This window comes from Streptomyces sp. NPDC088923, from assembly GCF_044749745.1.
Lineage (GTDB): Bacteria > Actinomycetota > Actinomycetes > Streptomycetales > Streptomycetaceae > Streptomyces.
This window is the reverse complement of record NZ_JBIVIO010000001.1, coordinates 1,299,747-1,323,775: the sequence shown is the minus strand read 5'-3', so window position 1 is coordinate 1,323,775 and position 24,029 is coordinate 1,299,747. Positions and strand designations below refer to the sequence as shown.

The 24,029-nt window shown below is 73.2% G+C and carries 20 protein-coding genes and 2 CRISPR repeat arrays (1 of these 22 only partly in view); of the genes, 6 read left to right on the top strand and 14 right to left on the bottom strand.

The features are described from left to right. Positions 1–30: 30 nt before the first annotated feature. The 5 genes from ACIP4O_RS06275 to ACIP4O_RS06255 all read right to left on the bottom strand — a co-directional run bounded on the left by ACIP4O_RS06275 (position 31) and on the right by ACIP4O_RS06255 (position 4,476). Positions 31–252, bottom strand: coding sequence for an MbtH family protein (locus tag ACIP4O_RS06275; RefSeq protein WP_401572118.1), 222 nt, complete (start codon positions 250–252; stop codon positions 31–33). Positions 253–422: 170 nt separating this feature from the next. Beyond that, positions 423–1,982, bottom strand: a complete 1,560-nt coding sequence (locus ACIP4O_RS06270) for an amino acid adenylation domain-containing protein (protein ID WP_401572115.1) — start codon at positions 1,980–1,982, stop codon at positions 423–425. A 109-nt stretch (positions 1,983–2,091) separates the two neighbouring features. Next, positions 2,092–2,772 (bottom strand): 4'-phosphopantetheinyl transferase, encoded by a 681-nt coding sequence (locus ACIP4O_RS06265; protein ID WP_401572113.1) that lies wholly within the window; start codon positions 2,770–2,772, stop codon positions 2,092–2,094. Between the two features lie 4 nt (positions 2,773–2,776). Beyond that, the gene (locus ACIP4O_RS06260) at positions 2,777–3,787 is read right to left on the bottom strand and encodes an alpha/beta hydrolase (protein WP_401572111.1); all 1,011 of its coding nucleotides are present in this window, start codon (positions 3,785–3,787) and stop codon (positions 2,777–2,779) included. Beyond that, positions 3,784–4,476, bottom strand: coding sequence for a tryptophan 2,3-dioxygenase family protein (locus tag ACIP4O_RS06255; RefSeq protein WP_401572108.1), 693 nt, complete (start codon positions 4,474–4,476; stop codon positions 3,784–3,786). Before ACIP4O_RS06255 ends, ACIP4O_RS06260 begins: the two co-directional genes overlap by 4 nt. A gap of 399 nt (positions 4,477–4,875) precedes the next feature. Here ACIP4O_RS06255 and ACIP4O_RS06250 point away from each other — a divergent pair, with 399 nt between their 5' ends. From ACIP4O_RS06250 to ACIP4O_RS06240, 3 genes are all read left to right on the top strand, one after another. Further along, a complete protein-coding gene (locus tag ACIP4O_RS06250; protein ID WP_361320670.1) occupies positions 4,876–5,067 on the top strand; it encodes a hypothetical protein in 192 nt (63 codons plus the stop codon). After that, positions 5,064–7,400 carry a TOMM precursor leader peptide-binding protein gene (locus tag ACIP4O_RS06245; protein WP_401572105.1) on the top strand — a complete coding sequence of 779 codons (2,337 nt, stop codon included), beginning with the start codon at positions 5,064–5,066 and terminating at the stop codon, positions 7,398–7,400. Before ACIP4O_RS06250 ends, ACIP4O_RS06245 begins: the two co-directional genes overlap by 4 nt. 1,274 nt (positions 7,401–8,674) lie before the next feature. After that, complete coding sequence (locus tag ACIP4O_RS06240) at positions 8,675–9,337, top strand: HAD family hydrolase (protein ID WP_401572102.1); 663 nt, start codon at positions 8,675–8,677, stop codon at positions 9,335–9,337. Here ACIP4O_RS06240 and ACIP4O_RS06235 read toward each other — a convergent pair. After that, a complete protein-coding gene (locus ACIP4O_RS06235; protein ID WP_401572100.1) occupies positions 9,318–10,529 on the bottom strand; it encodes a helix-turn-helix domain-containing protein in 1,212 nt (403 codons plus the stop codon). The genes ACIP4O_RS06240 and ACIP4O_RS06235 overlap by 20 nt on opposite strands. 222 nt (positions 10,530–10,751) lie before the next feature. Here ACIP4O_RS06235 and ACIP4O_RS06230 point away from each other — a divergent pair, with 222 nt between their 5' ends. The 3 genes from ACIP4O_RS06230 to ACIP4O_RS06220 are packed head-to-tail and all read left to right on the top strand — an operon-like array spanning position 10,752 to position 11,547. After that, a complete protein-coding gene (locus tag ACIP4O_RS06230; RefSeq protein ID WP_401572098.1) occupies positions 10,752–11,207 on the top strand; it encodes a hypothetical protein in 456 nt (151 codons plus the stop codon). Further along, complete coding sequence (locus ACIP4O_RS06225; protein ID WP_401572095.1) at positions 11,204–11,389, top strand: hypothetical protein; 186 nt, start codon at positions 11,204–11,206, stop codon at positions 11,387–11,389. Before ACIP4O_RS06230 ends, ACIP4O_RS06225 begins: the two co-directional genes overlap by 4 nt. Continuing rightward, positions 11,386–11,547 (top strand): hypothetical protein, encoded by a 162-nt coding sequence (locus ACIP4O_RS06220; RefSeq protein WP_401572092.1) that lies wholly within the window; start codon positions 11,386–11,388, stop codon positions 11,545–11,547. The genes ACIP4O_RS06225 and ACIP4O_RS06220 overlap by 4 nt, the downstream gene beginning before the upstream one ends. Before the next feature lie 38 nt (positions 11,548–11,585). After that, positions 11,586–13,773: a CRISPR direct-repeat array (repeat unit 28 nt; unit sequence CGGTTCACCCCCGCAGCGCGGGGCGGAT). 24 nt (positions 13,774–13,797) lie between these two features. Here ACIP4O_RS06220 and cas2e read toward each other — a convergent pair. The 8 genes from cas2e to cas3 form a co-directional block, all read right to left on the bottom strand. Beyond that, the gene (gene cas2e / locus ACIP4O_RS06215; RefSeq protein ID WP_401573854.1) at positions 13,798–14,097 is read right to left on the bottom strand and encodes a type I-E CRISPR-associated endoribonuclease Cas2e; all 300 of its coding nucleotides are present in this window, start codon (positions 14,095–14,097) and stop codon (positions 13,798–13,800) included. A gap of 10 nt (positions 14,098–14,107) precedes the next feature. Next, positions 14,108–15,127 (bottom strand): type I-E CRISPR-associated endonuclease Cas1e, encoded by a 1,020-nt coding sequence (cas1e, locus tag ACIP4O_RS06210; RefSeq protein ID WP_401572089.1) that lies wholly within the window; start codon positions 15,125–15,127, stop codon positions 14,108–14,110. Beyond that, on the bottom strand, positions 15,124–15,777 hold the full coding sequence (gene cas6e / locus ACIP4O_RS06205; RefSeq protein ID WP_401572087.1) for a type I-E CRISPR-associated protein Cas6/Cse3/CasE: 654 nt from the start codon (positions 15,775–15,777) through the stop codon (positions 15,124–15,126). The genes cas1e and cas6e overlap by 4 nt, the downstream gene beginning before the upstream one ends. After that, a complete protein-coding gene (cas5e, locus tag ACIP4O_RS06200; protein WP_401572085.1) occupies positions 15,774–16,673 on the bottom strand; it encodes a type I-E CRISPR-associated protein Cas5/CasD in 900 nt (299 codons plus the stop codon). The genes cas6e and cas5e overlap by 4 nt, the downstream gene beginning before the upstream one ends. Continuing rightward, on the bottom strand, positions 16,670–17,851 hold the full coding sequence (cas7e, locus tag ACIP4O_RS06195) for a type I-E CRISPR-associated protein Cas7/Cse4/CasC (protein WP_401572082.1): 1,182 nt from the start codon (positions 17,849–17,851) through the stop codon (positions 16,670–16,672). Before cas7e ends, cas5e begins: the two co-directional genes overlap by 4 nt. 93 nt (positions 17,852–17,944) lie before the next feature. Next, positions 17,945–18,805 carry a type I-E CRISPR-associated protein Cse2/CasB gene (gene casB / locus ACIP4O_RS06190; protein WP_401572079.1) on the bottom strand — a complete coding sequence of 287 codons (861 nt, stop codon included), beginning with the start codon at positions 18,803–18,805 and terminating at the stop codon, positions 17,945–17,947. An 84-nt stretch (positions 18,806–18,889) separates the two neighbouring features. Next, entirely contained in the window at positions 18,890–20,404 is a 1,515-nt protein-coding gene (gene casA / locus ACIP4O_RS06185; protein WP_401572076.1) for a type I-E CRISPR-associated protein Cse1/CasA, read from the bottom strand. 198 nt (positions 20,405–20,602) lie between these two features. After that, the gene (cas3, locus tag ACIP4O_RS06180; protein WP_401572073.1) at positions 20,603–23,494 is read right to left on the bottom strand and encodes a CRISPR-associated helicase Cas3'; all 2,892 of its coding nucleotides are present in this window, start codon (positions 23,492–23,494) and stop codon (positions 20,603–20,605) included. 112 nt (positions 23,495–23,606) lie between these two features. Beyond that, positions 23,607–24,029: a CRISPR direct-repeat array (repeat unit 27 nt; unit sequence TTTTCCCCGCGCTGCGGGGGTGAGCCG) (it continues 2,181 nt past the right edge of the window).

Genomic DNA, 24,029 nt, shown 5'->3' with positions numbered 1-24,029 from the left:
CCGCAGTCCGCCCTGTCCCCGGCCGGCCGGTCAGGCGGCCGGCGCGTCGGCGGACTCGGCGCGCAGGCTGCGCGGGCGCAGGTCGGTCCAGTGCTCCTCGACGTATGCCAGCGCCTTGTCGCGCGGGCCCGCGTCGAGCACCACCCGCCACCCGGCGGGCACTTCCGCGAACGCGGGCCACAGGGCGTGCTGGTCCTCGTCGTTGACCAGTACCAGGAAGGTTCCGTCCGGGTCGTCAAAGGGGTTCGCCACGTCGCACTCTCCAGGTCGTGTCGGCTTCGCCGGCCCGGGACCGCGCCCCGGGCTCATCGAGGATCTCGACCCGCGCTGACGAATCGCTGACCGCTCGCTGAGGTGCTTCGCCGACAGGCCGGGGCCGCTCCGGTCCGCGGCCCGGTACGGGGCGGGGCGGACGGGGCCGGTCAGGCCACGCGGAGCCGCGTCGCCGCCACGTCGCACTTCCCGTTGGCGTTCACGACGATCTCGGGCACCGTGTGCACCTCCTCGGGCACGAGCGCGGAGGGCAGCACCGACGCGAGCGCGGTACGGACCTCGCCCGCGAGGTCACCGGTCCCGCCGCCCTGCGCGCGGGGCCGCACGAACAGCTCCAGCGTGTCGACGGGGCCGCGCACGATGTCGAACGCCGCGTCGGCGACCCCCGGCACGGACAGCACGTGATGGCGCAGCTCCCCCAGCTCGATCCGGTGCCCGTTGACCTTCAACTGATCGTCCTGGCGGCCGAGATGGAGCAGGGTGCCGTCCGGGCGCAGTTCCACCACGTCGCCCGTGCGGTAGGCGCGTCCGGCCCGACCGCCGAGATCCGCCTCGTCGATGAAGCGTTCGCCGGACGGCCGCGGGCCGAGGTAGCCGGCCGCGACCGCCCGTCCCGCGATGACCAGCTCGCCCGGGCTGCCCGGCGGTACGGGACGCAGCGCGTCGTCCACGACGTACGCCCGGGTGTTCCAGGCGGGCCGGCCGATCGGCACGGTCGGCGTCGAGGGCACCGTCCCGCGGTCGAAGGAGAAGGCGCAGGAGCCGATGGTGGTCTCGGTGGGCCCGTAGTGGTTGACGAGCCGGACGCCCTCGACGCGGTCCCCCAGCGAGGCGATGAGCGCCGGGTCGAGCCCCTCGCCGCCGAACATGAGCAGCCCGGTCACGCGGTCGTAGCGGGGCGGCTCGGCGAGCACGTCGAAGAAGCGGGCGTGCGAGGGGGTCATCTTCACGAACGTGTACTTCCGCTCCCGCTCGCCGAAGAGCGTGCCCTGGTCCCACAGCCCGGCGACGGTCACGACCGTACGGCCCTGCGCGAGCGGCACCCACAGCGAGGTCATCGCCAGGTCGAAGCCGAGGCTGCCGAAGAGGGGACTGCCGGTGCCCGCCGTGCCCACCAGCTCGCCGCACCAGGACACGTAGTTGGCGAGCGAGGCGTGCGGCACCCGTACGCCCTTGGGGGTGCCGGTCGAGCCGGAGGTGAACACGACGTAGGCGATGTCCTCGGGGCCCGGCAGCGCGTCGGCGCGGTCCGGGACCCGCGCGTCCGGCAGGGCGGCCATGTCGACGTACGGGAGCGACGGCGGGCCCGCGGACGCTCCTCCCCCTGCCCACGGGCCCGCGTGCAGCAGCGCCTTCGGCGCCGCGCCGGCGAGGACGGCGGCGGTGCGCTCGCCGGGGTGCTCGGGATCGATGGGCACGTAGGCCCCGCCGAGGGCCATCACGGCGAGCGCCCCCGCCACCGTGTCCGGCGTCCTCGCGGCGACGAGGGCCACCCGGTCCCCCGCGCCGACCCCGGCCTCCTCCAGGGCGGCGGCGATCACGAGCGCGCGCCGCCACAACTGCCCGTAGCTGAGGGATGCGGTGGTGGATCGCACCGCCGTCGCCTCGGGCCTGGTCCGCGCGTGCCGGAGGATCATGTGGACGACGGACGCCTCGGGGACGGGGCGCACGGCGCCGGACACCGAGCTGGGGTGGGGTACGTGGGCCATGGCTGCTCCAGGGGTTGCCGTCCGTCGGCCGACGGTCGGGAGAGGTCGCGCCGGTGCGTACTCCGGGGCGGGGCCAGCGTAGGAATCGCGGCGGAGCCCGGCCACGCCCTTAAGTCCTCGCCGAAACTCTCCGGTCGGGCCCGCCGCCGAAGGCGACCGCCGCCAGCAGTCCCTCCCGCGCGAGCCAGCGCCCGGTGTACTCGCGGCCGCCCGGGACCAGGACCCTCGCGCGGAAGGACTGTCCGGCGGCGTCGAGCACGACCGACACGTCCTGGAAGGCCAGTTCGGTCCTGGTGTGCGGGAACCACGCCTTGAAGACGGCCTCCTTCGCGCAGAACAGCAGCCGGTCCCAGCACTCGGGCCGGTGGCGCAGGGCGCTCAGGAGACGCAGTCGCTCGCGTTCCCCGGGCAGGGAGATCGTGCGCAGCACTCCCTCGCGCAGCGGCTCGCACGGCTCCGCGTCCACGCCCAGCGCCGGCACGTCGCCTTCGCGTGCCACGACGGCGGCCCGGTATCCGCGACAGTGCGTCATGCTGCCCACGATGCCGCGCGGCCAGTGCGGCACGCCCCTCGCGTCGGGAAGCAGCGGCGCGGGCGGCCGGCCGAGCGCGGCGAGTGCCTCGCGGGCGCACGCCCGGACGGTGGTGAACTCGCGGCAGCGTCCCTCGCTCGCGCCGGTGGGGAGCGCGGCCCGCTCCAACGGGTGCAGCGTGTCGTCCGGGGCGTCGGCGCGGGTGTCGGCCCCCGCGACGGACGGCGGCAGAAGGCTCTGGATCAGGGTCTGCCGCATGGCGTCACAGCAGTCGCCGCACCGCGGCGCCCAGCGCGGTGCCCGGATCGGCGAGGTCGAAGGGCAGGTCGAAGTGGTGCCGTCCGGCGACGACCAGGTCGGTCACCTCGGCGCCGCGCTCCCGCGCCGCGGTGACGAACCGGCGATGCTGGGCGGCGAACGCGTCCGTCTCGTTCTCGCCGAGGGCGACGACGAGCGGCGGCAGCCCGGTCGGCAGGCGATCCAGGAGGCCGCACGCGCGGGCCTCGGCGGCGTCCATGCCGAGGGCGTCGTTGACGTAGGTGTGCCGCAGGGGCTCCAGGTCGTAGACACCGCTGACGAGCGTCGCGGAGGCGAACGCGCCGGCCGCGCCCCGGCCGCCCGCCTCGACGAGGGCGTGGGCGACGAGGTGGGCACCGGCGGAGTGGCCGCCGAGGTGCACGGCGGCGGGGGTGACGGGCAGAGGGACGCCCCCCGTGGCGAGGCGCCACAGGGAGTCGCTGACGGCCGCCATGATGGCGGGCAGCCGATGCTGCGGGGCGAGGCCATAGCCCAGGGCCGCGAAGGAGATCCCGGCGGCCACGAAGTCCTCGGCGGCGAAGGCCGCTTCGGATTTGCTCAGCTCCTGCCAGTAGCCGCCGTGCACGAAGACGAAGAGCGGGGCGTGCGGATCGGGCGCGGGGAACAGGTCCAACCGCTGCTCGGGCAGTGGGCCGCAGGGCACGTCGAGACGGGCGGGAAGCACGGCGCGGGCCCGGGCGCTGTCGTCGGCGTAGCGCGCGAGGTGGGTGCCGAGGTCGGGGACGCGGGAACTGGGCGAGTACTCCAGGTCCAGCGCGGTACGGTCCGCCGGGGGCGCGGGGGGTGTGGCGGGCGCGGGCGGCGTCGCGGGCGCGGGCGGTGTGGCGGGCGCGGGCGGTGTGGCGGGCGCGGGCGGCGTCGCGGGCGCGGGCGGCGTCGCGGGCGCGGGCGGCGTCGCGGGCGCGGGCGGCGTCGCGGGCGCGGGCGGCGTCGCGGGCGCGGGGCCCGTACTCATGACAGCGGGGTCCAGACCTCGGGGAGCATCCGGCGCAACGCGGCCCGCCACAGGTAGCCGGCGCCCTCCGACCCCGCGGTGCCCGCGGCCGTGCCGAGGAAGCGCTCGGCGAGTACCGCGTGCCGGGCCCGCCAGACGGTGGCGGCCTCGTCGAAGGCGAGCAGGGCGAGCCGCACCCGGTCGGCGGCCGGCCGGTCCGCGCACGCGCCCACGTACTCCCGGTACGCCTCGGCGACCGACCGCTCCTTGAGCCGTGCCTCCAGCCGGGCGCGGTCCCGCTCGGTGAATCCCGGCGTGGTCAGATAGCGGGAATCCCGCAGGCCGCAGAGGAACTCGATCTCACGGAACTGGGCGGACTGGAACCCGCTCGCGTCCCCGAGGGCTTGCCTGATGTCCTCGAAGGCGGCCGGGGTGAGTGTCGCCAGCACGTCGAAGTGCCGGGTCAGCGTGGACATGAGCAGCGGCAGCGGCGCGGCCCTGCGCACGGCCTTGTCCCCGTCGCCCTCGTCGAGCGCGGCGCGGATCTCCTCCAGGTGGCGCAGGCCGACGGCGAAGAGGATCTCGCTGGACTGGTGGACGGCGAGGAAGAGTACGTGGTCGACGTCGTCGTCGTGGACGCGCGCGGTCCCCAACAGCTCGTCGAGCCGCAGCACTTGGCCGTAGGGCGGGTGATCGGTCACGGCATTCACAGGGGCCTTCTTCCGCTGGAGCGCTGTCGCCGCGAGCGTAGCCGCGCGGGTCGTACCGATCACCGAGATCAAGCGGAGGCTTAAAGGGCCACCTGAGGCCACCCGGGTCCGCTCCGGGGCCACCCAGGCCCGCTTCGGGACCATCCGGGTCCGCTTCGGGGCCGCCCGGCTCCGCTCCGGGGCAACCCGGTTCCGCTTCGGGGCACCCGCGGGGCGAGTCCCCGGGCCGTGGGACGGGCCCGCCGGGCCGCCCCCGGGGCGCGCATGAATTCTTCACCGTGCAGTGATGACACCGGCACTGTGCGCGCCCGGCCCGACTTCGCAGAATCTTCTCCGGAACGGCACACCGCACCACCTGCGAACACCGGCGCACCACCTACTCCTGGGGGACACCACATCATGAACATGCTCTCTTCCGGCAGCCAGCTGAAGACCCTCGCCACCGACGGCACCGGCCCCGCCGGTCCCGGCCTCGTGATCGAGGAACTCGACACGATGGCGGACCACATGGTCGCCCTGTCCACGTTCTGCATCATGGCCGACACGGCTGTCCCGGTCGCCCCGCGGGGAGCCGGACGGCTCGAGGCATGACGCCCACCGACGCACGGGACGGGAGATCCCCCGTCCGCGAGGGCGCCGAGAGCCCGCTGGTGGGCTTCAAGAGCCACCTCCGCCCGACCGTGGTGCCCGGCGACGCGACGTACCTCGTCTCGCGCCGCGGCGTCACGGCGCTGCACGGCTCCCAGGCCGAGGTGCTCGTGCCCCTCCTCGACGGCACCCGCAGCGCGCCGGCCGTGCTGCGCGAGGCCGCGGCCCTGCTCGGCGGTGAGGCCGCCGAGGGCGCCCTGCACGCCCTCGACGCCGCGGGCCTGCTGCGCTTCGGCGGAACGGGTTCGCGGCACGTGGACCCCGTCGCCGAGGCGTACTGGGACCTGATCGGCCTCGACGGCGACCGCGCCGCGGGAGCCCTCGCGGGCGCCACCGTCGCGATCGAGGCGCTGCCGGGGGTGTCGCGGGACGCGGTGGCGCGGGCCGCCCTCGCCGAAGGGCTCACGGTGGCGGCGCCGGGCGCGCCCGCCGATTTCTCGCTCGTGCTGTGCGACGACTACCTGACGCCCGGCCTCGCGGCCGTGGACGCGGAGCACCGAGCGGAGGGCAGGCCCTGGCTGCTGGCGAAACTGTGCGGCGCGGACCCGTGGATCGGGCCGGTGTTCCGCCCCGACGAGGGCGAGGGCCCCTGCTGGCACTGCCTCTCGGTACGGCTGCGCGGGCACCGGCACTCGGAGGTACCCGCCCAGCGGGCGCTCGGGCTCGACGGACCGCTCCCCCGCCCCGCGGCCTCGCTGGCCGCCGGGCGCTCCCTGGCCGTCGGCCTCGCCGTCCTGGAGACGGCGAAGTGGCTGGCCGGGGTGCGCGATCCGGAGCAGGGGCACATCCGCACACTCGACACGCTCCGCCTGCACACGGCCTCGTATCCGGTGAGCAGGCGCCCGCAGTGCCCCGAGTGCGGGGACCCGGAGCTGGTCGCCCGGCAGGTGAGCGCTCCGTTCAGGCCCGTACCGCGCTCCAAGGCCACCACGGACGGCAGCGGGCACCGGGCGCTGACGCCCGAGCAGATGCTGGGCAAGTACGGGCACTTGGTGAACCCCGTCACGGGGGTCGTCAAGGAGATCAGACCGGCCGCCGGCTGTCCCGACTTCGTCACGTCCTACCTCTCCGGCCACAACCTCGCGATGGGCCCCGCCACGCTCGCCGGACTGCGCTCCGGTCTGCGCGCGCTCAGCGGGGGCAAGGGCCTGACGGAGGCCGAGGCGCGTACCAGCGCCGTGTGCGAGGCCGTCGAACGCTACAGCGGGACCCGGCACGGGGACGAGCCGGTCATCCGCGACTCCTACCGCGGCCTGGGCGAGGCGGCCGTGCACCCCAACGACTGCCAGCTCTACGCGGACCGGCAGTTCGCCGAGCGGGAGCGGTGGAACGCGAGCCACTCCCGGTTCCAGTACGTCAGCGCGCCGTTCGACGAGGGGCGACCGACCGACTGGACGCCGGTCTGGTCCCTGACCCACGACACCCAGCGGTTCCTGCCCACGTCCATGCTCTACTTCGCCGGGGCCGGGCAGACGGGCACGGCACCGAGGCAGCGCGGCGACGGCCTGTGGGCCGACTCGAACGGCAACGCCGCCGGCAGCAGCCCGGAGGACGCCCTCCTCCAGGGCTTCCTGGAGCTGGTCGAGCGGGACGCGGTCGCCCTGTGGTGGTACAACCGCACCCGGCAGGCCGAGGTGGACCTGGACGCCTTCGACGAGCCGTACGTGTCCCGGCTGCGCGAGGGGTACCGGCGCGTCCACCGGGACGTGTGGGTCCTCGACCTGACGTCGGACTTCGGCATCCCGGTCGTGGCGGCGCTCTCCCGGCGCAACGACAAACCGGCCGAGGACATCGTCTTCGGCTTCGGCGCCCACTTCGACCCGCGCATCGCCCTGCGGCGGGCGCTCACCGAGATGGGGCAGCTCCTGCCCGCGGTCTGCGAGGTGCTGCCCGACGGCTCCGGATACCGCCTGGACGACCCCGAGCCGATGGGCTGGTGGCGGCACGCGACGACCCGCAACCAGCCCTACCTCTCCCCCGACCCGCACACCGCCCCGCGCGGCCCCGCCCACTGGCACACCCCGCACCACCCCGATCTCCTCGACGACGTGCACGCCGTCACCGACCTGGTCCGCCGCAAGGGCCTCGACCTGCTCGTGCTCGACCAGCGCCGGCCCGACCTGGACCTCCCGGTCGTGAAGGTGATCGTCCCGGGCCTGCGCCACTTCTGGTCCCGCTTCGCCCCGGGCCGCCTCTTCGACACCCCCGTAACCCTCGGCCGCCTCCCCACCCCGACCCGCTACGAGAACCTCAACCCCATCCCCCTCTTCGTCTGACCCCGACCGGGCCGCCACCCGGCCGGGGACGTGAGGGGGCGCCCGCAACAGAGCCGGTCGGCGGCGCGCTCCTCCGCCCGGTCCCCTTCGAGATCAACCTCGACCTGCGGAAACTCGATCCGCCTCCCCGCGGATGAGTCAGCACCAAGTCAGCACAGGAATGCGGAAGGGGCCGGGCTCACCAGAGCCCAACCCCACCCGGCCTGCATACGTAACGAATTCGCTGTCTCGCGACAGCTAACCCACTACACGTTGAACCGGAACGTCTGACGCAGCGCTCCCACGTGCACGCCCAGTCTCCAGGAGCGGTCTCTCCCAACACCAACCCGGCACAGGCGCAGCCACCATCATGGCGACGTGACCATTGAGCACGGTCAACATCTACTCAGGCGCCCCGCAGCTCCTACCAGCCGAGGTGACTCAGGATCCGCTCGAACAGTCGGCTGAGGCCAACGCAGATGTTGACGATCATCAGGCGGTCTTGACGCTGCCTAATCGACGAGCCCTTAGGTTTGCGGTGCTCAGTCACGTTAGCCCCCTGGCGAGACAGCGATCTTCGGAGTCAGCCCACTGGGGCTGACTCCACGGACTCTCGCACGATGAGACCTGACATTTCAGGATTTTGGAAAAATCGTGCATTGATCGACGTTGCCGTAACCCCTTGTCCGCAAGAGTCTCCACGATGCTGGCAAGGCCGGAGCAAACGCTCAGGCCGCCGCCCCGCAACACGGGGAACCTTTGACGCGACGGACCGGCGCTGGCGAAACCCCGGCTCACCCCCGCAACACGGGGAACCTTTGACGCGACGGACCGGCGCTGGCGAAACCCCGGCTCACCCCCGCAACACGGGGAGGACGGCACGGCGGACCGGAGGCGCCGTGCGTGCGCGGCTTACCCCCCGCAGCGTGGGGAACACAGGCGCAGCCTATAGCTGTTTCCCGCGTTGACTGGCTTACCCCGGAGCACGAGCACGAGGAGGACGACAATGCCCCACCTGGCTGACGGGCAAGCTCACACGGCCGCTCATCGCCATCGAGCGTCGGCGCACCGCGTAAGACTTCGGCCGGCCCTCGCCCCGCCGCCCGCTCCGGGCGGCGGGGGCTTCGCGCGTCACCCCATCCACCCGAGCGCCGTGTCCGGCCGACAGTGGTCGCACGCCTCCGCCGGGGCGGGTGCCACACTGAGACCGGCCTGCCGTGCATCCCCCGTCGCGGTTGGCCACCCACGGGAGAGCGGGCTACCCGCTGCGGCGCGGGCTCCGTAGGATCACCGGCATGATTCGAGCGGTGGTCTTCGACGTCGGTGAATGCCTGGTAGACGAGACACGGGAGTACGGCACCTGGGCCGACTGGCTCGGCGTCCCCCGCCACACCTTCGCCGCCATGTTCGGCGCCGTCATCGCCCAGGGCCGCGACTACCGCGACGTCTTCCAGGAGTTCCAGCCCGGCTTCGACCTCTACGCCGAACGCGAGCGCCGCGCCGCCGCCGGCCAACCCGAGCACTTCGGCGAGGACGACCTCCATCCGGATGTCCGCGACGCCCTCCATGCCCTGCGCGCGGACGGGCTCTGGCTCGGCATCGCCGGAAACCAGACTGTCCGCGCGGGCCGCATCCTGCGCGAGCTGTTCACGAAGGACGTCGACCTGATCGGCACCTCCGACGACTGGGGCGCAAGCAAGCCCGACCCAGAGTTCTTCCACCGCGTCGCCGACGCCGTCCCCGCCGAACCGGGCGAGATCCTGTACGTCGGCGATCGCGTCGACAACGACATCGCGCCCGCCCGGAAGGCGGGCATGCTCACCGCGCTCGTGCACCGTGGCCCCTGGGCGACGATCCAGTGGCGGACGGAGGCGGCCGAGAAGCTGCCGACCTTCCGCATCGAGAGCCTCGCTGAACTGTCGCCGCTCATCGCGAACTTCAACGAGCAAGGGCGCTGACGGTGGTCGACCAGTCGTAGAGGCGGTCGTCGAGGGCGCGCACGCACGGCTCGTGCTGGTGCGGGGCGAGCGCGCGCCGCACCTCCCGCACGCGGTCCATGCCCACCGCGTACCAGGTGCGGGCGAGCTGGTCGAGCGCGCGTGCCGCGAAGGCGCAAGCCTCCTCGGGGCGTCCGGCCGCCGCCTCTACCGCGGCGAGGTCCCCGAGGAGGACCGCGCTCTGCTTCTCCTCGGCGACCGGGAGAGCGTCGAGCGCGGCGAGGAGCGTCTCGCGCGCCTGTGGCAGGTGCCCTGCTTTGAGCTGGGTGTTGCCCTTGAAGGCAGCGAGGCGCACCGCGCTGAACCAGTCGAACCACTCCGGCAGGTCGCCGCCCGTGCCGCGCGCGAGGAGATCCTCGCCGTGCCCGATGAGATGAAGTGCGGTCCGCGTGTTCCCACAGCGCGTCTCGCACTCGGCCTCCACCGCGTCGAGCCACGCCAGCACCTCTTCGGGTGCTGCGCCGCGCCGCGCGTAGGTGCGGGCCGCCGTCATCCGCTCGGCGGCGGTGGCCCGGTCTCCGGCCCAGCCGGGAACGAACGCGGTGTGGGCGAGCACGGCGGCGCCGAGCAAGGCGTCATCCGCTTCCCCTGCCGCCTGGAGAGCGCGGAGCCAGGTCGCCGAAGCTCGGTCCGGCTCCTGCAGGTCGAAGAACTCGATCCGCCCTGCGAGGAGATGCGTCTCGGCGAGGGCGCTCGCGACAAGCGCGCGGGTCTGCCCGGCCGTCTCGATGAGGAGGGCGTGCCCGAGCCCGGCGTGGGCGATGACCGCCGGGTGGAGGGTGGACGGGGCGACCGACCAGTACAGCCGCCGATGCGCGCGCGTCGTGGCCGTGAAGTCGGCGGCGACCGAGGCGGGTTGCACGCCTCGCGCGGACTGCGTGGGGACCTGCGCGGCCACCGGAGCGGAGAGCGGTGACACGGTGGGCCGGTTCACAGAGGGCCCTGCTGGGCTGAACCCGAGCGCGGTAAGGTCCTGACCGAGGGCGCGGGTGAGGGCCTGCTGCATGTCACCCTGAGGCCAGGGCGGGGTGTCGGATTCCCAGCGGCGGACCTGACGGACGCCCACGCCGAGCGCGTCGGCGAGGGCCTGCTGGGACGGGTAGCCAGCCGCGATGCGCGCGGCTCGCAGGCGAGCGTTCCCCAAACTGGGCACGATACCTCCTCGGTGACGGGCTTTCAGTGTCTGCGAAGTCCGCCGAGCACGCCACCGTCACCCGCGCGAGGGACCGAAAGCCCGCTTTACGGCAGCGATAAGACCTATGGAAGTCCTCGTTTCATCTCCGGAGCAGGGCCACCCTGGGTAGCCCATCGAACTCCGGGAGTGCTCGTGGAGACTGCCCCTGATCTCGGGCCCGCGCCTTCTACCGCATCTGCGGTGCGCGTACCGCGAGGCATCGGCCTGTCCGCAGTCCAGATCCTCGGCGCCCGCTGCGGCACCGCAATCGACGACGGGGCAGGCGGCGTCTACTTCCTCGTGCCCCCCGAGGCCAGCATCGCGGGCGCGGACCCGGCCGACCCTGCGAGCACCCCGATCCCTGCGGGACGACGCACGAACGGGCCCGGACCTCGCTGGTTGGTCTGCCCCGCCGAGACCTGGCTGCCCACCGACCCCGACGCCCTGGCCGCCGCACTGGCCGACGCCCTTCCCCACCCGAGCGCCCTCACGGGGGAACAGGTGCGTGGTGCCGCGTGCGTCTGGTGCGGGAAGCCCGTACAGGCGGGACTCAACGACGTCGACCTCGGGTCACGCCGCTGGCGCCCCAGCGGCGGCGCCTCTGTCGCCTGGTTCCCTCGCGCCTGTCAGCCCTGCCACGTGAGGGAGGGCCGGTGACCACGCCCGGCGCCCCGGCGCGATTGATCGGCTGGTGTGCGTGGCATCGCGGCCTCGCCGACGACGTCACCCTCATCCAGGTTGTCGAGCAGGCGTCCGGGCCCGGAGCGGGCGGGCACCTCTACGCCTGCCCGCGTTGCCGCGAGTCGTACCAGCTCACCCCCTACGCGGAGAAGCGATGACCACCCAGGAGGAGAAGGTCGCGTTCGCCGCCCTCGCGCGGCACTCGGATGAGTGCCCGCAGTGCCGGGCTGGCGTCGACGGCTGCCCCGAGGCGGCGGCCCTGTACCGGGCGTGGCGGCCGACCCTCAACCTCGCACCCCCGGAGGAGCGGCCGTGAACTGCCCCAACTGCGGCCCGTTCACGCCCCTCGCGCACCGGTTCACCCCCGCAGCGCAGGGCGGACAGGACGCGCAGCATCAGCGCCAGCGCCTCCTCCGGTTCACCCCCGCAGCGCAAGGCGGATGCCGGGGCTGGCCGGACGACTCCCGCCCTCAATCGGTTCACCCCCGCAGCGCGGGGCGGATCTCCAGGGCGACTGGGCGCTGCCCGTGGAGTCCGGTTCACCCCCGCAGCGCGGGGCGGATTGCGCGGCGCTGATCTTCCGGTCCAGGTCCGCCGGTTCACCCCCGCAGCGCGGGGCGGATCCGCCGTTCGCGCGGTGGATGAGCCCGCCGTCCGGTTCACCCCCGCAGCGCGGGGCGGATCTGGGGGACTACGGGTCCGTGGCCGCCCCCGGCGGTTCACCCCCGCAGCGCGGGGCGGATGGGCAGCTCTACGCGAAGGGCGTCACCGAGGACGGTTCACCCCCGCAGCGCGGGGCGGATTCGCACAGCGTCAGCCCGAACGTCCGCACGCTCGGTTCACCCCCGCAGCGCGGGGCGGATGAGCTACAGCCAGGCGACCTCGTCACCCTCGGCGGTTCACCCCCGCAGCGCGGGGCGGATCGGTTGACGTTCCGGACATGAAGGGGGCTGCGCGGTTCACCCCCGCAGCGCGGGGCGGATTCAACGACCCGGGCCTCCGGGGCCACGCCGACGGTTCACCCCCGCAGCGCGGGGCGGATATGGACAGCGAGGCGCTGAGCCGCCCGCTCTACGGTTCACCCCCGCAGCGCGGGGCGGATGCGGACGATCAGCGGCATCGGATCACCTCGGCCGGTTCACCCCCGCAGCGCGGGGCGGATTGAATGCGGGCGACCTCGGCGGCGACCTCGTCCGGTTCACCCCCGCAGCGCGGGGCGGATCGTGAGGTCGAGGTCCGCGAGGATCGGCCCGTCGGTTCACCCCCGCAGCGCGGGGCGGATCGGTGCGACGGCGGCGGTCACGCGGCGGCCCGCGGTTCACCCCCGCAGCGCGGGGCGGATCGCTCCCTGCGGCAGGGGCTGTGCCCCGCGCACGGTTCACCCCCGCAGCGCGGGGCGGATCAGACGAAGATGATGCGGCCAGCCACGGCGGTCGGTTCACCCCCGCAGCGCGGGGCGGATTCGCGCGCCCCGGCGCCCGATGGGTCCATCAGCGGTTCACCCCCGCAGCGCGGGGCGGATGGGCGGTAGAGGTCGATGTAGGCGTCCAGGGCCGGTTCACCCCCGCAGCGCGGGGCGGATCACGACGAAGGCCTCGGGACGTTTCCGGAGGCCGGTTCACCCCCGCAGCGCGGGGCGGATTTGCGCCGTGGGCTGGGGGCAGTCCGCCGGGGCGGTTCACCCCCGCAGCGCGGGGCGGATAGAAGCGCGTCCCCACGATGGGCCATCAGTGTCGGTTCACCCCCGCAGCGCGGGGCGGATGCACCCACAGCACGCTCCTGGACCACCTGCTCCGGTTCACCCCCGCAGCGCGGGGCGGATCACGCTCTCCCCGGCGGCGGCGGGCGCCCGCCCGGTTCACCCCCGCAGCGCGGGGCGGATCGGGACGGCTGCTGCATGGCGCGCAGATCCATCGGTTCACCCCCGCAGCGCGGGGCGGATCCGATCAGGACAACGGCGCCGACGTACAGATCCGGTTCACCCCCGCAGCGCGGGGCGGATGTCACACCTTCCGCTACTGCGGGCTGACGGTCTGGTTCACCCCCGCAGCGCGGGGCGGATGGCGCCTTTCCACACCCAGTCCACGTTCTCGGCGGTTCACCCCCGCAGCGCGGGGCGGATCCCGCTGGCCCACGCCATGAGGTGCCGGCGGGCGGTTCACCCCCGCAGCGCGGGGCGGATCTGCCCGGAGGGACCCAGCGATCCCCGTCACCCGGTTCACCCCCGCAGCGCGGGGCGGATTCCCTCCGTAGCCGTGGTGTTACCGGCGGTAACGGTTCACCCCCGCAGCGCGGGGCGGATTCCACGCCAGTGCGCCGGGCGTCCTCCTGCGCCGGTTCACCCCCGCAGCGCGGGGCGGATCACGGGTAGGCGTGCGGGTCGCCGTGCCGCGGCGGTTCACCCCCGCAGCGCGGGGCGGATCACCGTGCGTGCCTACATCCCGTTGTACGCCCCGGTTCACCCCCGCAGCGCGGGGCGGATCTCCGTGGGGAGCACCGCGTCAGACGTCGGGGCGGTTCACCCCCGCAGCGCGGGGCGGATACTTCCTGACCTGCACCGCTTGCGCTACGTTGCCGATTCGTTATGTTCGCTCGGGTGGAACGCCACCAACACCAGGCCCTCCAGATCCACCGGCCTCCGCCGCCGTTCGCCCGCGGTTCGGACCGCATAGCCCTGTTCGGTGTCCGCCGGGTACCCCATGACCGCTGCGCCGTCGGCCACCGAGGCGGCGACGACGTCCCACAGGGCATCGCGGACCCGCGCCGAGAGCGTGCCGATGTAGAAGCCCGGCATCGGTTCGATCATCCAGCGGGTGAGAGCGCCGCGGACGTGCTCGGGGACGGCGGTCGTCGCGATGACGATCATCGACGGCACGTCAGTTTTCCCCGCTTGAGCTGTAGTTGCGGCCGCCGGGCAAGGCGCCGAGCTCAGGGTCCCACAGGTCGGTGATCTCCTCCAGGGCCTCTTCGGCGTCGTCGCGGCGGCTGTGCCCGTTCTGGGGGTCGAAGAGGTCTTGGAGGTCGGCGACAATGCGTGGCAGCAGCTTGAAGAGCCGCAGTCCTTCCCGGAAAGACCGCCGGGCTTCGCCCTCGGGATCGGTGCTGTCGTGCAGGCTGAAGGCGAGCGGGATGGCCAGTTCGCTCTTGTAGAGGTCGGCGATGTCGTAGACGAACGACAGCGTCGTCCCGGTGTGGACGAAGCCGAGTCCGGGGCTGATACCGAGGGCCATCATCGCCGCGTGGACGATGCCGTAGAGGCAGGAGTTGGCAGCCGAGAGCGCCTTGTTGACGGACGTCTGGTCGTCCCAGTCCTCCGGGTCGTAACTGCGGCGGAACGGCGGGAGGTGGTGCTGCTGGGCGAGGGCCTTGTACATGGCCTTCATACGGCTGCCCTCCAGGCCGCGCAACGTGGCGATGGTGGCGTCCTGGGGCGCGGTCGGGCCGAAGCGCATCCGGTACATCCGCTCGGCGATCGCGGTGCGCGCGGTGGGGTCGGCCCAGGCCGTCGCCTGGGCCTGGAGCCACTTCGACGTCACGCCCTCCGGGACGAGTCCGGCGTAGCAGCGCACGCCTGCCGAGCCGGTGATGACGACGGAGGTGCCGTGCCGGGCGAGGGTGCGCAGTGCCGGTGCGGTGATCGAGGTGCCGGGGCCGAGGAGCAGGCAGGAGAGTGCGGCCGTCGGGACGGCGAGTACCGTCGGGCCGTCGTCGCCGGCCAGGACGGCCTTGACGCCGGTGGCATCCTGTTCGACGCGTGCCTGGTCGAGGAACAGGAAGGACAGCGAGTCGCCGATCCGCGGGAGCATCGCGGCGTTGGGCTTGCCGATGCGTTTGCGGGCGGTGCCGGACGCGAGGGCGGCGCGGCGGTTGGCGGGCCCGGCCGGTCGCGGGGTCACCGGGCGGGTGCCAGGCTGAGCAGGCCGCAGCCGTAGGACTTGCCGCGGCCGATGCCCGTCATGACGCAGGTGCGCAGAGCGTCCGGGTCGGTGACGGTGGCGGTGCCGTCGAAGCGGGTGCGGGCGTGGCGGATGCGCTGCTTGTCATGGCGGTTGCCGGCGGCGTCGTCGAGCTCGGTGGTGTGGATCTTGTGGATCTCCAGGCCGGCGCTTGCGGCGCGGCGCAGCCACCACTCCTCGGCGTCGGCGCCGCGTAGCGGGATGACCTGGTTGGGGCGGCCGGCGGTGGTGTCACGGCTGAGGGTGCGGGTGGCGTTGCCGGCCAGCCGGTAGTTGACGCGGACGCCGGCTCGCAGGCGCTGCAGCAGCGGGGTGATCTCGGTGCTGCGGACGGCGCCGTAGCGCGCCGGCAGCCGGGCCGGGTCGGGTTCGACGACGCTCTGCACGAGCAGGCGGCTACCGCGGGTGGCGTCCTCCTCGAAGCGGAAGAGCGCCCCGATCTGCTGCCGGGCCCGCTCGCCCAGGTCGTCGGGGAAGAGGCTCATGACGCGCTTGTGCAGGTTGACGGCGCTGCGCAGGTCGCGGGTGGCCTCGGCACTGAGGCCGGTGTGCGGGACGATCTGGGTGAGCCAGACCCGGTGCTCGATCATGATGCGGCGCCTCGTGTCGTCGTGAGGTAGCGGGCGGCGTTGCCGAGGTAGGTCGTGCCCTGACCACCGCAGCGGGCGGCGGGCAGGTGGACGACCACGTGGTGGCGGGTGCGGTCGAGGTAGCGGCGGTCCAAGGTGGCGTAGGACTGCGGGTCGTCGGCGACCTCGGTGGTGTTGAACTCGCCTGTGCGCAACGTGATCTGATCGAGCATCGGCCGCAGCGGGCGGTCGGCGTCGAAGCTGACCGGAACGGTCTCGACGTGCCGGCCTGGGATGGGACGGGCGAGCGGCAGATCGAGCAGGTACGGCATCGGCGGTCCGGGCAGCAGGCCGAGCCGCACCCGGCCGGTGGGCGGGCAGGAGCGGCGGCCGAGGTACAGCGGCCAGCGGGGCCGGCGCAGTGCCTCGTCGCAGCGTTCCAGCAGCGCGGTGTCAGTGCCGGTGACGGCGACGGTGAACGCGGCGTCCTGTAGGTAGTGGCGGGTGGTGACGAGGGCGTTCGCACCTTTCCGGTAGGTGCCTTCGGCGGTGACGACGGTCTCCGTGCGGGGCAGGCCGCCGCCGACGGTGTGGAAGTCGCGCAGCCGGGTGCCGGGCCGGTCGGTGCGCACCAGGAAGGACAGGGTGCGCAGGTCGCCGTCGGTGTCGGGGTCCCGGCCGGTCAGGGCGTCGTCGCGACTGCGTCCGAGAGCGGCGGCGAACAGGCCGATGAGCGCGGAGCGGGTCGGGGTGACGCCGGTGTCGCGTTGGCTGGGGAAACGGGAGCGTTCGCCCCAGGACTGCAACGGGCCGGCCAGGTGCATCAGAAGCGTGGGCCCGGTGGGTTGCGCGGGGGCGTCCGGCGTGGCGGCGTCCTGGGCGGCGTCCCCCGAGGTGAGGGTATGCGGGCTGGTCATCGGGCTTCGGCCTCCGCCTCGGACGCGGCCGCGTCGACGGTCTCACCGATCAGGGCGGCGAGGTTCTCCGCGGCGCCTCCCAGGCCGGTCGGCTCGGTGGCGGCCTCGTGCACGGCGATGTGCCCGCGGTGGCACACGTCCTCCTCGCCGAGGATCGCCGCCAGGCGGGTGGCGTAGCTGTCGAGCGCGGTGATCGACGCGGCGAGGTGGCCGCCCTCGTCGGCGGCCGCGACGGGGCGTTCGAACGCCGAGGCGTAGGAGACCGGCTGGTCGTTGCGGACGACGAGGTGGATGAGGTCGGGCACGGTGTTCGGGGCGGTGGAGTTCTTCTTCGCGGACGGCAGGGACCGGATGATCGCGTCGAGGAAGGCCGTCGCGAGCTCCCGGCTCGCCGCGCGGTCGCCGCCGAGGTTGTGCTCCAACTCCCGCAGGTCGACGACGGCGTAGCGGTAGAGGACGCCGGCGGAGTGCTCGGCGTGGCCGAGGTGGGCGCTGCCCGGGGCGTCGCCCCAGTCGGCGGTGACGTCGTCGACGGCGCTGAAGTAGTCGATCTCGACGTCGGTGGAGTGGGTGGTGAAGGCGTGGGCGACCTGGACAGCGCCGTCGACCTTCGCGTCCTCGACCTGGGCGAGCATCCGGCCGAAGAGGTTGATGACGCCGTTGCGCGAGCGCAGGATCGCGTCGACCTCCTTGCCCGGGACGATAAGGTTCTTCGCCGCGATCGCCGACTTGACCGGCTTGCCGGCCTCGAACTGCGGACGGTACTGCTCGGCGAGGTCGGCGAGTTCGACGACGGCGGTGTCCGGGAGGTAGACCATCGCCGCGGTCGACCACGGGGCGGTGTCGGCGTCCTTCTTCGGAATGTCCGCGCCGGTGCTGCCGGCGGAGATCAGGTGCCGGCCGGCGAGGACGGCGGCCGCCTCGTCCCAGCCGCGCTCCTCGACCAGGTACTCCTGGACGCGCTCGGCCAGACGGCGGGTGCGCAGCGCCTGCTGCCCGAGACGCTGTTGCAGTCGCAGCCGGGCGGCGCGCTTCCAGCTCTGGCTGCTGACCCGAGTGCGTGGGGTGTCACCGAACACGACCGTCTTGACGGAGTTGTTGTCGTCGCGGTTGAGGTTCGCGTACGGGATGACCTGGAGAAGGTGGGCTTCGATGAAGCGCCCGGTGATGTCGGCCATGGCGGCAGGCTCCGTTCGTTGCGGTGGTCGTGGTCTCGGAAGGGCACGGGGACGGCGAGGTGGGCGGGACGCCGGCCGTCGTGGGCGGACCGGTCAGCCGGTGGTGGCGTTGTCGGCGGCCTGTTCCTGCTCGGCCTGGTCGTCCGCCTCGGCCTGCCGGGCGGTGGCCGCGAAGACGGCGCGGTAGTAGCTCTGCTGCCAGCGGCGGGAGATCTCGGTGTGGTGGCGATGCCACCACCGCAGGTCGAGGAGCAGTTGCGCGAAGTCCACGGCGCCGCGCTCACTGGCGAGGCGCAGCACGGTGGCGGGCAGGTAGCGGTGCAGTCCGGCAGCGCTCTGCCGCACCAGCAGGGCAAGGCGGTTCTCCGCGTAGGTCGTGGTGATCCGGCCGGCAGCGACGGCCTCCGCCAGGCTCTGCCCGAGGTTGCGGGCTCGTGGTGGGCGGGCCGGCGTGCGGGTCGAGCCGGCGCTCGGCGTTGGCGCGGCCGCGGTGGCGCCGGGAGTCGGCGCCGCTTCCGCAGCGCTGCCTGACGAGGACTCGGCCGTAGCCGCTGCGGTGGCCGTTGGCTCCTTGTCGGGGGCCGTCGCCGTGGAGTCCGCGGGTTCCTCGGCAGGTTCGTCGGCTTCGGTCGCGGCGGTGGTGCGGGGCAGCGCCGCGATGATCGAGGCGATCGCGTAGTGCGCCTCGGCTTCTTGGTGCGTCAGGCCGGCGGGCACGTAGTGCGCGATGGCGCGGTGCATGCGCTCCAGCGGGTCCCGCCGGTCACCCTGGACGGGCCGACGGCCGGTGCGTCCGACGCCGCTGCGCAGGGCGGAGCGGTTGCCCGGTTGCCCGACCTGCCGCCACACCAGGGCCACGAAGGTGCGCGCCGACTCGTACGGCGTGCTGTCCGGGTTGCCGGTCGTGGAGGAGGGGGCGTCGGACCCGGTACTGGGGGTCGCCGATGTGGTCATGGTTCTCCTGGTGGCACGGGTCGGTCGCGGAAGCGCCGGTCGGACGGCCGGGCAGCGACGGGCAGGGTGCTGAGGGCGGATGCTTCACGTCTTCTTGCGGCGGCCGCCGGCAATGGCCAGCCGGGCTCGCTGCACGGCGCGGGCCGCGCGCATCGTGGGCGGTGCGGAGGCGGTCGCCTCGTCGAACGCCCGGTACGCCAGCAGCCGGAAGGACTGCCACGGCTGGTCCATGTCCCGTGCGCTGACGCGACGCCAGAACTCCCGCTCGGCGGCCGGCCAGTAGTCCACGGCGGCCAGTTCGCCCCACGGGCCGACGGCGTCGGAGTTGTTCACCAGCTCACGCCACGCCTGCCGGACGGCGAAGTCGAGCCGCCGCCCGTAGAGCTCGCCGGCCACCCGCATCGTCCGCAGCCGGCCGCTGAGCCGTGGCTCGCGCTCCTCGATGAGGTCCAGGACCGGGGGGGTGGTGCCGGAGACGTACTGGATGTCCTTGGTCTGGTCGTCCTGCTCGAAGCCGAGCGCCCGCACCCGCAGCGGTCCGCCGTCCTCCGGATCGAGTTCGAGGACCCCGCGGAAGGCAGCCGGCCGGCGCGGCTTCGCGGTGCCGTACGGCTCCTGGATCAGCAGCGCGTCGATGTCGCGCCACAGACCCCGGGCGGAGTCGGCGTACCGGGCGTAGATGTTGCCGGCCTGGCTCAACTGCATCACAAGGAAGGGGTCTGCGGGACGGGGTAGTTTGTCGCGCGCGGCCCAGGTGATGTACGCGTCGTCGACGGTGCCGGGCTGCGCGCCTTCCTGCAGGAGCAGCGCGTGCTGCCAGCCGGCGGTCAGCTGCGACATCGGTCCGACGTTCGCGGTGCTGGGATGCAGCGGGTCGGGGAGCTCCGGCAACTCCCAGGGGCAGCGGTCCGTCGCCGGGTCGGTGCCGTTGCCGGGCCGGGGGATACCGGCGACCAGGGTGTGGAGCAGGGTCGGACCCTCCGGGTGGTAGGAGAGGCTGCCGCGCAGCGGTCCGGACCGGGAGTTCGCGGCCGAGAGGGACCCGACGGTCCGGGTGCTGCATCGCCCTGACGCGCCGTAGTACAGCCACATCAGCAGGTGCAGCAGGGCCTCGTCGGCGGGTACCGGGCGCGGGTCGGCATCGAGGTGGTGGCCGAACCACACCTGGTTGCTGCCGGCCGGACGCCCGAAGACCAGCTTGTTCACGCCCGCCTTCTTTGAGCACTCCTCGGCGAGCCGCGGGTCCTGCAGGAAAGGCCGCGCACCGAAGAGGTGCAACCGCTCGGCGTGCTCGGCCAGGTAGGCGTCGACGCGCTCCGGATCGAGACCCTCCGCGGCCACCTCGTCACGGCGATCCAGCCAGGCGGACGGCGACGCCGCCGGCCTGTCCAGGCCGCTGACGCGTGCCGTGACCACGTAGAGGATCCGCAGCAGCGCCGCCTGCGCGGGCGGCGGGGTCACCGCGAGCGAGGCGATCGAGCCGGCCTCGACGAGCAGCCGACGCAGGCCGTACTTGACGGGCACCGCGTCCGCCGCTTCGACGAGGCGGACGGGGAAGAACTCGCCGGTGACGAGCGAGTCGTCGAACGTTGCGGTCAACGCGGCTCCTGTGGGCGGTCGTTGGACATCGGCCGGACGGTGGTCCGGACGGGACGAATGACGGGCGGGTTGATGGTGACGGTAGGGCAGAAAGTGGTCACTGTGCGGCAGATCGAGTAAATCGGTTCGCCGACCACCCACTTCGTCCCGAATCGGCTCCGTCTGGTTTGCGTCCCGCCAGTTCGGGAGGGCCGTGGGTCAGTCCCGCTCGACGGCGTACAGCCCCAGGTCCGCGGCGTAGGCGACCGTCATGCGCGTGAGTCGGGCGGTGTGCTGGGCGTGGTCGGCGCGGCGCATCGCCAGGGGGCGCCATGCCCGGACGGTGGCGTTCTTTTGCCAGGCCGGCGGGGTCTCCAGCAGATCCGGCAGCTCGCCGGCGAGGAGTCCCCCGGAGACGGGGATGACGTGCTCGGCCAACACCCTGGCCTGGTCCCGCGTCAGGGGCCGCCGTCCCTCGATGCCCGGGGCCGGCACCGTGCCGGCCGCGTCGAGGAACCAGCGGCCGTCGACGTCGTAGACGCAGACGACGCGGCCGGAGTCGGCGCCGAACCGGGTGGCGATCAGGTCGTCCGACACCTCGGCCTGGGTGCGGCTCAGTTCGCTCAGGTCCGGGCCCACATCGGCGGGACCGCTGATCGCCACCATGCCGGCGAGTTGCGTCTCCACCGCCTCGCCGGCCTTGCTCTCCATGTCCGCGATCTCGACCTGCTCGGTAGCTGCAGCCGTCAGGCCCAGGCGGTCGGAGAAGTCATCGGCGTAGACGTCGTCGATCGCCCCCTGCACGTCCTCCGGAACCCGCAGCGGCGCGCCGGCCCGTGCGGCCAGCAGATTCCGGGTCCGCAGCAGCGGGCCATCGCCGTAGACAGACCTCGCGGCCCCCGGGAACCCGCCCTTCTTGCCGACCAGGTCCAGGACCTCGATGCGGACCTCCGTCAGGCCGCCGGACGAGTTCGCCGACCACCACGACGGCCGGTGCGCCGCGTGCGGGTCGTCGCCGAGCATCGCGTGCCGGCAACACCGGCCGGCGCGCTGCAGCAGCAGCGCGAGCGGTGCGTGATCCGTGATCAGCATGTCGAAGTCGAGGTCCAGGGACTGCTCGACGACCTGTGTCGCCACCAGGATCGAAGCCGTCGGCCGAGCGGTGCGCGAACCGTCCCTCGGGCGGCGCGGCCCGTAGTCGGCCTCGCACCGCGCGGAGATGCGAAACCGGTCGTGCGCGGCGAACCGGGAGTGGAGCGTCTTGACCGGTACCGGATCGGGCCGGTCGCCCTGCTGCTCCTTCGCGTACTCCCGCAGTGCCTTCGTCGTGTCCTGCGCGTCCGCCACCGTGGTGCACACGATAAGGGCGTTGCCCCCGTCGCGGAACACCGGCTCCAGCAACTTCCGCAGCTTCGCCAACCGCGGAGCTGACGGGTCGTCGGCGAAGGGGACGGCGTGCGTCCGGATCTGCAGGGTGTGCCGACGCGGGGTGGTGAAGGGGTGCGGCGCGCCGATCCGGCCGTCAGCGGCGACGAAACGCCACCCGGGGTAGGGCACGGCGCACTCGTCGTCCGCCGGCGCCGGAAGGCCCGGAGCACTGCCCCTGCGGTAGGCCCGCAGCAACGACGACGCCGTCTCGCCGGCCAGCGTCGCCGACATGACGACCACCGGAACGCGGTGGGCCCCCAGCCACTCCAGCAGCCGCAGCAACAGAGCGTGCATCCAGGGTCCGTAGGCGTGCGCCTCGTCGATCACCAGGACCTTGCCGGAGACGGCGAGATGCCGCAGCACGTTGTACCGCACCGGCAGGACGGCGCTGAGGACCTGGTCGATCGTCGCCACGAACGCCGGCGCGAGGTGCGGACGGTAGCGACCGGACAACCACGCCGGTGCGGCGACGTCCGCCCGGGCGCCCATCGTCGCGTCCGTCCCGGCGGTGGCGGCGTCGACCTCGGCGTCCCTCGACAGCCACGCCATGCTGTGCACCTTCGTCACCGCGCCGTCCTGCGCGAAGGCCTCCGTACAGAAGGCCGCCACGCGCCGGTGGGCCGCATCGGTGGTGGCCATCGTCGGGAGGACGACACCGAGCCCGGTCGCCCCGCTGGCGCGAGCCAGTCCGACCGCGGCCGTCAGCGCACCCTCGGTCTTGCCGTCGCCGGTCGGGGCCGTCAGCAGAATCATCCCGGGACCAGTGAGCTCGTCCGGCAGCCCGGACAGCAGGGAGGACTGCAGGTCGTTCGGCTGGAACGCGAACATCTCCGCGAACGACGCGCCCTTGAACGCGGCCGGCCGCAGCCCGGCCTCCGCCAGTACCGCCGGCGCTGCGGCCACGGCGGAGCGCCAGTGCTCGTCGAGAGCGCTTTCCGTCGCCAGCCACGAGGCGGCCGGCATGCGGGACTTGATGAAGTCGGCCTGGCTGGCGAGCCAGTCCGCCAACACGATCAGACCGCAGACGACGACCGCCGTCTCCGCCGGCAGCATCTCCGCGAGCGGCGCCACCGGCTGCGTCACCCGCAGCGCGGCACGAACGTGCCGACGGGCCTGCTCCTCCCAGAAACCGCCACCGAGCCCTGGAGCCAAGCCCCGAGGATCCTCCAGAAAGCGTCGGTCCATCTCCTCGTGGAATGTGCCGTGATGCCCACCGAGGAGCTGCGCGACGTGATGGCCGAGATGTCGTCGGGCCCGGCCATCCGCCGGATAACCGATCTCGGCAAGCAGTGCGGGAAGAATCCAGTGCGAGCCGGCCGAGTGGTGGAAGGAGTCCGAATCCTCGTCCGCCGTCGTCCGGGCGCCGCTCTCCTGTGCCAGCAGCTGATCGAACAGCGAGGTGACCTTCTTCTGGAACGGCACGCTGATCTTGCCGATGTCATGCAGTGCAGCCCAGAAGCACAGCAGCGACCGAAACTCGCCCGGCTCCATGCCCGTCGCTGCCGCCAACCGCCCAGCCTGTTCCCGGCCGATCCACCCGTCCCAGAGCGCGCCGACCATCGCACCGGTGTCGAGCAGGTGACAGACCAGCGGGTATGCCCCGTCCAACCCGTCCTCTTTGCCCCACAGGTGACGACACGGGAGCTCTGTCGCCAGGGCAAGCGGCGGGCTCTTCTTCATCATGAGCGGATGACATCATGAGCCACTGACAGCGGGGGGCGCGGTCGAAGGCGTGAACGATGACCTTTGAGATTGCGAATTGGTAACGGGGCTGCTGCGTTGCAGGTCAGGAAGTGTTTTCCCCGCGCTGCGGGGGTGAGCCGGAACGCCGCGAGGCGGTCGAGCAGCGCGAGGAGTTTTCCCCGCGCTGCGGGGGTGAGCCGCTCATCGAGGCGAAGGCCGAGCACCGGCCGCCGTTTTCCCCGCGCTGCGGGGGTGAGCCGAAGACGAGCCGGAAGAAGCCGGCCTGAGCCCTGTTTTCCCCGCGCTGCGGGGGTGAGCCGGCGCCGAACTCGATGTTCCGCTCAGGCATCCCGTTTTCCCCGCGCTGCGGGGGTGAGCCGGGGGCCGCTGTGGCCGCCCCGGCCACCCCGGAGTTTTCCCCGCGCTGCGGGGGTGAGCCGCCACCCCCGCAGAGCGGGGAACCTCTGACGCGGTTTTCCCCGCGCTGCGGGGGTGAGCCGTCGCGCAGCCACCGCTCCATCCTGGCCTGGCTGTT

Bases quoted from the DNA above. Each gene is read 5' to 3' on its own strand.
- ACIP4O_RS06270 (WP_401572115.1), bottom strand. From the start codon at position 1,982: ATGGCCCACGTACCCCACCCCAGCTCGGTGTCCGGCGCCGTGCGCCCC.
- ACIP4O_RS06265 (WP_401572113.1), bottom strand. From the start codon at position 2,772: ATGCGGCAGACCCTGATCCAGAGCCTTCTGCCGCCGTCCGTCGCGGGG.
- ACIP4O_RS06260 (WP_401572111.1), bottom strand. From the start codon at position 3,787: ATGAGTACGGGCCCCGCGCCCGCGACGCCGCCCGCGCCCGCGACGCCG.
- ACIP4O_RS06250 (WP_361320670.1), top strand. From the start codon at position 4,876: ATGAACATGCTCTCTTCCGGCAGCCAGCTGAAGACCCTCGCCACCGAC.
- ACIP4O_RS06245 (WP_401572105.1), top strand. From the start codon at position 5,064: ATGACGCCCACCGACGCACGGGACGGGAGATCCCCCGTCCGCGAGGGC.
- ACIP4O_RS06240 (WP_401572102.1), top strand. From the start codon at position 8,675: ATGATTCGAGCGGTGGTCTTCGACGTCGGTGAATGCCTGGTAGACGAG.
- ACIP4O_RS06220 (WP_401572092.1), top strand. From the start codon at position 11,386: ATGACCACCCAGGAGGAGAAGGTCGCGTTCGCCGCCCTCGCGCGGCAC.
- cas2e (WP_401573854.1), bottom strand. From the start codon at position 14,097: ATGATCGTCATCGCGACGACCGCCGTCCCCGAGCACGTCCGCGGCGCT.
- cas6e (WP_401572087.1), bottom strand. From the start codon at position 15,777: ATGATCGAGCACCGGGTCTGGCTCACCCAGATCGTCCCGCACACCGGC.
- cas5e (WP_401572085.1), bottom strand. From the start codon at position 16,673: ATGACCAGCCCGCATACCCTCACCTCGGGGGACGCCGCCCAGGACGCC.
- cas7e (WP_401572082.1), bottom strand. From the start codon at position 17,851: ATGGCCGACATCACCGGGCGCTTCATCGAAGCCCACCTTCTCCAGGTC.
- casB (WP_401572079.1), bottom strand. From the start codon at position 18,805: ATGACCACATCGGCGACCCCCAGTACCGGGTCCGACGCCCCCTCCTCC.
- cas3 (WP_401572073.1), bottom strand. From the start codon at position 23,494: ATGATGAAGAAGAGCCCGCCGCTTGCCCTGGCGACAGAGCTCCCGTGT.